This is a genomic window from Cohaesibacter haloalkalitolerans, assembly GCF_003574655.1.
Taxonomy (GTDB): domain Bacteria; phylum Pseudomonadota; class Alphaproteobacteria; order Rhizobiales; family Cohaesibacteraceae; genus Cohaesibacter; species Cohaesibacter haloalkalitolerans.
The window spans coordinates 2501-5637 of record NZ_QNUM01000022.1; the positions used below are offsets into that span (position 1 = coordinate 2501).

The 3137-nt window shown below is 53.2% G+C and carries 2 rRNA genes; both read left to right on the top strand.

The features are described 5' to 3' along the window. Positions 1-66: 66 nt before the first annotated feature. Positions 67-2796 (top strand): 23S ribosomal RNA (locus tag DSL70_RS22085). Between the two features lie 159 nt (positions 2797-2955). Next, positions 2956-3070, top strand: a 5S ribosomal RNA gene (rrf, locus tag DSL70_RS22090). The last annotated feature ends 67 nt before the right edge of the window (positions 3071-3137 follow it).

Sequence of the window (3137 nt, forward strand, 5' to 3'; positions counted from 1 at the left end):
TTACCGAGTTGATCTGGTTGAATGAACTTCATTTGAAGTACTTGAATGAGTATAGAAAATGAGAGTGATCAAGTGTCATAAGGGCGTTTGGTGGATGCCTTGGCGACAAGAGGCGATGAAAGACGTGGTACGCTGCGAAAAGCCATGGGGAGCTGCGAACAAGCTTTGATCCGTGGATATCTGAATGGGGCAACCCACCCGCAAGGGTATCTTATCCTGAATATATAGGGATAAGAGGCGAACGCAGGGAACTGAAACATCTAAGTACCTGTAGGAAAGGACATCAATTGAGACTCCGTTAGTAGTGGCGAGCGAACGCGGACCAGGCCGTGCTGTAATAAAACAAGAAGCTTCTGGAAAGGAGCACCGTAGAGGGTGATAGTCCCGTATTGGTATGAAAAGCAGCCGTTAGAGTAGGGCGGGGCACGTGAAACCTTGTCTGAACATGGGGGGACCACCCTCCAAGCCTAAGTACTCCTTGTCGACCGATAGTGAACAAGTACCGTGAGGGAAAGGTGAAAAGCACCCCGACGAGGGGGGTGAAAGAGATCCTGAAACCGAACGCCTACAAGCAGTTGGAGCCCGCAAGGGTGACAGCGTACCTTTTGTATAATGGGTCAGCGACTTAATTTATCGAGCAAGCTTAAGCCGTTAGGTGTATGCGCAGCGAAAGCGAGTCTTAATAGGGCGATAGTTCGATGGATTAGACCCGAAACCGGGTGATCTAGCTATGAGCAGGTTGAAGGTGCGGTAACACGCACTGGAGGACCGAACCCACGTCTGTTGAAAAAGACGGGGATGACTTGTTGCTAGGGGTGAAAGGCCAATCAAACCCGGAGATAGCTGGTTCTCCGCGAAATCTATTTAGGTAGAGCGTGGGATGAATACCTTGGGGGGTAGAGCACTGGATGGGCTAGGGGGTCTCACCGACTTACCAAACCTAACCAAACTCCGAATACCCAAGAGTACTATCCTGCAGACACACGGCGGGTGCTAACGTCCGTCGTGGAGAGGGCAACAACCCTGACCGCCAGTTAAGGTCCCTAAGTCATGGCTAAGTGGGAAAGGATGTGAGGATCCCAAAACAACCAGGATGTTGGCTTAGAAGCAGCCATCATTTAAAGAAAGCGTAACAGCTCACTGGTCTAAATAAGGGTCTTTGCGCCGAAAATGTAACGGGGCTAAAGCCATGCACCGAAGCTGCGGGTGTGCATTTATGCACGCGGTAGCGGAGCGTTCTGTAGGCTGATGAAGGCGTACCTGCGAGGGGCGCTGGAGGTATCAGAAGTGCGAATGCTGACATGAGTAACGATAAAGAGTGTGAGAGACACTCTCGCCGAAAGTCCAAGGGTTCCTGTGCAATGCTAATCAGCGCAGGGTTAGTCGGCCCCTAAGGCGAGGCAGAAATGCGTAGTCGATGGGAATGAGGTTAATATTCCTCAACCAGTGGGATGTGACGAATTCCGGAAGTAGTTTGGTCTTATTGGATTGATCAGGCTGCCTAGGAGTTCCAGGAAATAGCACCCACATTAGACCGTACCCGAAACCGACACAGGTGGACTGGTAGAGCATACCAAGGCGCTTGAGAGAACTATGCTGAAGGAACTCGGCAAATTGCTCCCGTAAGTTCGCGAGAAGGGAGACCCGTGAGAAGGCAACTTCTGGCGGGTGGCACAGACCAGGGGGTTGCGACTGTTTATCAAAAACACAGGGCTCTGCGAAGCCGCAAGGCGACGTATAGGGTCTGACGCCTGCCCGGTGCCGGAAGGTTAAGAGGAGTGGTGAGAGCTGCGAATTGAAGCCCCGGTAAACGGCGGCCGTAACTATAACGGTCCTAAGGTAGCGAAATTCCTTGTCGGGTAAGTTCCGACCTGCACGAATGGCGTAACGACTTCCCCGCTGTCTCCAGCATAGACTCAGTGAAATTGAATTCCCCGTGAAGATGCGGGGTTCCTGCGGTCAGACGGAAAGACCCCGTGCACCTTTACTATAGCTTCGCGCTGACAGTTGTGTTGGCATGTGTAGGATAGGTGGTAGGCTTTGAAGTCCGGGCGCCAGCTCGGATGGAGCCATCCTTGAAATACCACCCTTGTTGTCATGGCTGTCTAACTGCGGTCCGTTATCCGGATCCGGGACAGCGCGTGGTGGGTAGTTTGACTGGGGCGGTCGCCTCCCAAAGAGTAACGGAGGCGCGCGATGGTTGGCTCAGACCGGTCGGAAATCGGTCGTCGAGTGCAATGGCATAAGCCAGCCTGACTGCGAGACTGACAAGTCGAGCAGAGACGAAAGTCGGTCATAGTGATCCGGTGGTCCCGAGTGGAAGGGCCATCGCTCAACGGATAAAAGGTACGCCGGGGATAACAGGCTGATGATGCCCAAGAGTCCATATCGACGGCATTGTTTGGCACCTCGATGTCGGCTCATCGCATCCTGGGGCTGGAGCAGGTCCCAAGGGTTTGGCTGTTCGCCAATTAAAGCGGTACGTGAGCTGGGTTCAGAACGTCGTGAGACAGTTCGGTCCCTATCTGCCGTGGGCGCAGGAGAATTGAAAGGAGCTGTCCCTAGTACGAGAGGACCGGGATGGACGCACCTCTGGTGGACCTGTTGTGGCGCCAGCCGCATTGCAGGGTAGCTACGTGCGGAAGGGATAACCGCTGAAAGCATCTAAGCGGGAAGCCCACCTTGAGACGAGTTCTCCCTGAGAGCCGTGGAAGACCACCACGTTGATAGGCCGGGTGTGGAAGTGCAGTAATGTGCGAAGCTTACCGGTACTAATAGCTCAATCGGCTTGATTACTCTCATTTGTCTATATTCATTCAAAGCAACTTTTGCTCTGCAAAAGTGCTGAAACTAAGCGATAGGTGATTTGATAAAATCACCGTTAGCGTCCCAGACGCTCGGTGATATCTCTTCTACCTTCCTAAATGTCCAGCTTCTCTGTTTGTTATTCGCCGGCCCGGTGGCTATGGCGAGGACACCAAACCCGATCCCATCCCGAACTCGGCCGTTAATATCCTCTGCGCCAATGGTACTCCGTCTCAAGACGTGGGAGAGTAGGTCGCTGCCGGGCCTGCTAATAACAAACAATGCCTAAAACCCCCCGCTCAGTCGCGTACTGACGGGGGGTTTGGCGTTCT